Annotated in this window: 4 protein-coding genes and 1 pseudogene; 2 read left to right on the forward strand and 3 right to left on the reverse strand. The window is 51.5% G+C overall.

Features of this window, described 5'->3' with window-relative positions; translation table 11 throughout:
• Positions 1–520: 520 nt before the first annotated feature.
• Positions 521–1468: an AEC family transporter gene (locus tag ACWYRJ_RS20425; RefSeq protein ID WP_111963649.1), complete on the forward strand. Its 948-nt coding sequence runs from the start codon at positions 521–523 to the stop codon at positions 1466–1468.
• A gap of 32 nt (positions 1469–1500) precedes the next feature.
• A complete protein-coding gene (locus tag ACWYRJ_RS20430) occupies positions 1501–3186 on the forward strand; it encodes an NAD-dependent malic enzyme (RefSeq protein ID WP_111963650.1) in 1686 nt (561 codons plus the stop codon).
• A gap of 44 nt (positions 3187–3230) precedes the next feature.
• Here ACWYRJ_RS20430 and ACWYRJ_RS20435 read toward each other — a convergent pair whose 3' ends face one another.
• The 3 genes and pseudogenes from ACWYRJ_RS20435 to ACWYRJ_RS20445 form a co-directional block, all read right to left on the reverse strand.
• Entirely contained in the window at positions 3231–4232 is a 1002-nt protein-coding gene (locus tag ACWYRJ_RS20435; RefSeq protein ID WP_111963651.1) for a Kdo(2)-lipid IV(A) acyltransferase, read from the reverse strand.
• A gap of 191 nt (positions 4233–4423) precedes the next feature.
• The gene (gene pptA, locus ACWYRJ_RS20440; protein WP_023311964.1) at positions 4424–4654 is read right to left on the reverse strand and encodes a tautomerase PptA; all 231 of its coding nucleotides are present in this window, start codon (positions 4652–4654) and stop codon (positions 4424–4426) included.
• 37 nt (positions 4655–4691) lie between these two features.
• Positions 4692–4769: pseudogene (locus ACWYRJ_RS20445) on the reverse strand (glutathione S-transferase); the annotation flags it as partial.
• Between the last annotated feature and the right edge of the window lie 99 nt (positions 4770–4868).

Consider the following 4868-nt stretch of genomic DNA (forward strand, 5'->3'; position numbering starts at 1 on the left):
TGGGCCAGTTGGTGATTTTGAACTTTTGCTTTGCCACGGAACGGTCTGCGTTGTCGGGAAGATACGTGATCTGATCCTTCAACTCAGCAAAAGTTCGATTTATTCAACAAAGCCTATAATCACCTGAAAATTGTGTTCGGATATACAGAGAAAGGAATAAACTGGAGCTATTCCTGATACGAATAAATGTTCTTAAATATAAATAAAGACTTAGATGGCCTTTTCTTAAACCAGGCTCAATATGAAATTATCACGAGCCTGCCAGGAGAAATGTGAACAATACGGCCCTTTGACTTTAAATAACTTAATTCATTATTAAGTAACTAAAGTTATTTATGGTGACCAGCATCGCTTATTGCGCCTTATCAATTTTTAACGAAAGTATTACTTACTCAACTAATACAACCTTTTTGAAATTAATAAAACCAGAAAGAGTGTGACCCATGTCACTCCTGTGCTGCTATCTAAGCGATAGATTAGCGCTGCAATAAAACACATAAAATACCCTACAGGAAATACTATGCCTTCATTACTATTACAGTCACTGTTTCCACTCGTCTTTATTATGTTACTTGGATGGCTAAGTGGAAAGTTGGGATATTCCCGGCGTGAAGATGCAAACGTCATGGCAACCGTGGTGATTCGTTTCGCCCTTCCTTTTCATCTTTTTATTGGTGCATTGCATACCGATCCCAATAAAATTAAGAACCTGACCTTTATGGCCGTTTTGGTGGTCGGTTTAATGGGGTCGTATTTGCTGACCTTATTTATTTCGCGCTACGTTTTTCGCCACGATATCAAAACCAGCGCCATTCAGTCCCTGGTTTGCGCCTTTCCTGATATGGCCTACTTTGGCGCACCGGTTCTGGCGGTATTGATTGGGCCGGAAGGATTTATCGGCGTGCTGATCGGCAATATTATTACCAGCGTTATCATGATCCCCTTGACTATCGTCCTGATTCGTATGGGTGATAAAAGCGGTCATGCTGGCCTGGAGGCACTGCATCCGGGCGCGATGATTGTGCAAAACCTCATCAAAGCGGCACGCAACCCTATCGTCTGGATCCCGGTTTCCGGCGTATTGCTCAGCCTGGCCGGCGTACAAATCCCTGCCATTCTCAGCATGCCTATTGAGATGGTTGGTAAGGTTTCAGGCGGACTGTCCCTGTTTGCCCTCGGCCTGCTGTTTTACGGTGAACGTCCAAAACTGAACGTGCAGACATTTACCAATATCAGTATTAAAAACTTAATTCAGCCAGCAATGATGGCCGCCGCCGGGCTCGCCTTTGGCCTGAGCCATACCTTACTACAGCAGGTAGTAATTATTGGCGCAACACCTTCCGCGATTGCGGCGGGGATGTTTGCGTTGCGCAGCGATACCTATATTGATACCGCATCCTCTTCCATATTAATTGGCACTGCCATCGGGGTCGTGACCGAAGGCATCATGATTTATTTAATCTCTTAATCTGTTTTATTAAAAAAATTCAGGAGTTAACCATGTCCCGGAAAGAAGTTCTGTACACCCCCTATAACGGTGCCGTATTGCTGGAAAACCCGCTACTAAATAAAGGGCTCGCATTTATTAAAGAAGAGCGTGATAATTTTAATCTGCATGGGTTATTGCCGCATAACGTTGAAACCATTGAAGAGCAAACCGAGCGCGCCTGGGTGCAGTTCTGCCATTTTAAAAGCGATATTTCGCGTCATGTTTACCTGCGAAATATTCAGGACACCAATGAAACTCTCTTTTATAACCTCTTGCGTTCGCATCTGAAAGAGACGTTACCGATTATCTATACCCCGACGGTCGGTGAAGCCTGCGAGCATTTCTCCACGATTTATCGACGCGCGCGCGGCCTGTTTATTTCATGGCCTAACCGCCATCGTATTGATGAGATGCTGCAAAGCTTTTCGCGCAACGACGTTCGCGTGATTGTGGTGACGGACGGGGAACGTATTTTAGGGCTTGGCGATCAGGGTATCGGCGGGATGGGCATTCCAATTGGCAAGCTGTCGCTTTATACCGCCTGCGGAGGGATCCACCCGGCCTCCACCCTCCCGATTATGCTGGATGTCGGCACCAATAATCAGCAACACCTCGACGACCCGATGTACATGGGCTGGCGCCACCCGCGCATCAGCGACGACCAGTACGCTGAGTTTATGGATATGTTTGTCAGCACCGTTAAAGCGCGCTGGCCCAACGTTCTCCTGCAGTTTGAAGACTTTGCGCAGAAAAACGCCACGCGACTTCTCCAGCGCTACCGCGACCAGCTGTGCTGTTTCAATGATGACATCCAGGGCACGGCAGCCGTCACCGCCGGTACGCTGATGGCTGCGGCCCATGCCGCGGGTACGCGCATTCGCGATCAGCGCGTGGTCTTTTTGGGCAGCGGCTCTGCCGGGTGCGGGATCGCTGAAAAAATTGTGGCGCTGATGGTGGACGACGGCCTGACCGAGTCCGAAGCCCGCAGCCGGATCTTTATGGTCGATCGCTTCGGCCTGCTGACCGACGACATGACAAACCTGCTCGATTTCCAGAAAAACCTGCTTACCGCGCGCGATGCCGTTTGCAGCTGGCAGGTGGACGCGAAGAATATTTCCCTTCTGGACGTGGTGAAGAACGCGCATCCCACGGTGATGATCGGCGTTTCAGGCCAGCCTGGGCTGTTCAGCGAAGAGATCGTCAAAGAGATGCATCGCCATTGTCCGCGCCCCATCATCATGCCGCTCTCGAACCCGACCTCGCGGGCGGAAGCCCAGCCGCAGGATCTTATCGCCTGGACACAGGGTGCCGCGCTGGTGGCCACCGGCAGCCCGTTCGCTCCGGTGTTCTGGGAGAATGCGCACTACGAGATCGCCCAGTGTAACAACGCCTATATTTTCCCTGGTCTGGGGCTTGGCGTGCTGGCCTGCAACGCGCGCCGGGTGACGGAAGAGATGCTGATGGCAGCAAGCCGCAGCCTGGCCGCACAGTCTCCACTGGTGACCACGGAAAGAGGCGGACTGCTGCCGCCGGTAGATCAGATTGAAACGGTTTCACGCCAGATTGCCGTCGCCGTCGCCCGGGCCGCCATTGAACAAGGCGTGGCGCCGTCTTTAGATGATGAAACCCTGATGGCGCGCATTGAGAAGACCTGGTGGCAGGCAGACTATGCGCCGTACCGCCGTTCTGCGCTGTAGCGCTGGTCATGCCCTCACCGCAGGGTGAGGGCATTGCTGAGGGTTTAGTGCTGTACGCCTGAGCGGTCAGAAAATTCGCTGGCGGAGAGAATATCACCCCGTGTTGCCGCCTGTTTCTGGCGAGCATAACGGTCAGGTACCCCTTCAGGTCGCGTTTTGAAGCGACGGTGCAGCCACATATATTGTTCAGGCGCCATGCGTACGGCCTGCTCAATTGCCTTGTTCATCTGCGTCGCCACGACTTCTTTATCGCCGCCCTGCAACGCCTCACTGATATCTTCCAGGATGATCAGCTCGTAACCGGTGCCGTCCGCCCTGCGCCGCGGCACAAAGGGTATGACGGCAGGGTTAGCGCTTTTGACCAGCATATAGCTGCCCGCCGTCGTCGCGGCATCCGGCACCGCGAAGAACGGCACAAACACGCTGTTGGTTTTGCCATAGTCGTGGTCCGGGGCGTACCACAAAATGTCATTCTGCTTCAGCGAACGGATCATTCCCTTTAAATCATGGCGATCGAGCATGGTTTTGTTGGAGCGCAGGCGCCCGCGCGTCTGAAGCCAGTCCAGCAGGGCATTATTATTAGGACGATAAACCCCGATACCGGGGTTAAGCATGCCGAATATCCGCGCGCCCAGCTCAAGCGTCAGAAAATGCATTCCCACCAGCACCACGCCCTTTCCTTGCGCTCTGGCTTTCTCCATGTGCTCATAACCCGTCACGGTAAAGCATTTCCGCACTCGCCATGCAGGCCAGAACCACGCCATCCCGGTTTCGATTACCCCCATTCCTACCGATTCAAAATTACGCTGCAGCAATGACTCTCTCTCCGCCTTTTTCATCTCCGGGAAACAGAGCTCCAGGTTGCGGCGTGCAATCTCGACGCGGCGCGGAAGCAGGCGCATCGCCAGTCTACCCAGGCCATTACCGATTCTGAACAGAAGCGGATAAGGGAGCAGCATGATGAGCCACAGTGCCGCAATGCCGGCCCAGCTTAGCCAGTAACGGGGATGAAGAAAGGCGAGTGAAAAACGGGGTAATTTTGTCATCAGAAAATTATCCTTTAACGTGTCTGTCCTTAATTGATTCTGTTGGAGATCTTTCCTAAGGATGTATGAAATGTCAGCCAGAAACGTAAAGTGTAACGGATAAGACAAAACGCATTTTTATCGATTTTTGCGAAAAAGCGGGAAGATGAGACGGGAAAAACCGGGGAGAGAGTTCCCCCCGGCAATTGCGCTTACATTGAATAGCCTGGCTTTTTGATTAGTTCGTCCAGCTTCGGTCCTATTTCGGTATCCCAGACCTGCGCCTTCCAGTCCTCCTGGTTCACCTGATTCAACGCAACGGACACGGAACTGTCTTTGCTGTTGAAATGGCGAATAATGACCTCAGCAATATCCTCGGCCAGGGCAGCTTTTTGTTCGTCGTTCAAATCACGGGGAAAACATTTGATATCTACGTGTGGCATGTGCAGGCTTCCGGTTGTGAATGTGGGTTCCACGTTATCAGATAATATTATTTGCCTTTAACACCTTGTGCAGTTCCGGCAGCTGACATACGGTGTCCGCAATCGCCGTGAATTTAGTGTCAACAACGGGTAAAAAGTGATCCACTTACCGCCACCACCAACGGTTTAATATTGATCCACCTTGTTTACTCAGGATTAGCTTCAGCTATAACCC

The organism is Enterobacter sp., from assembly GCF_977039595.1.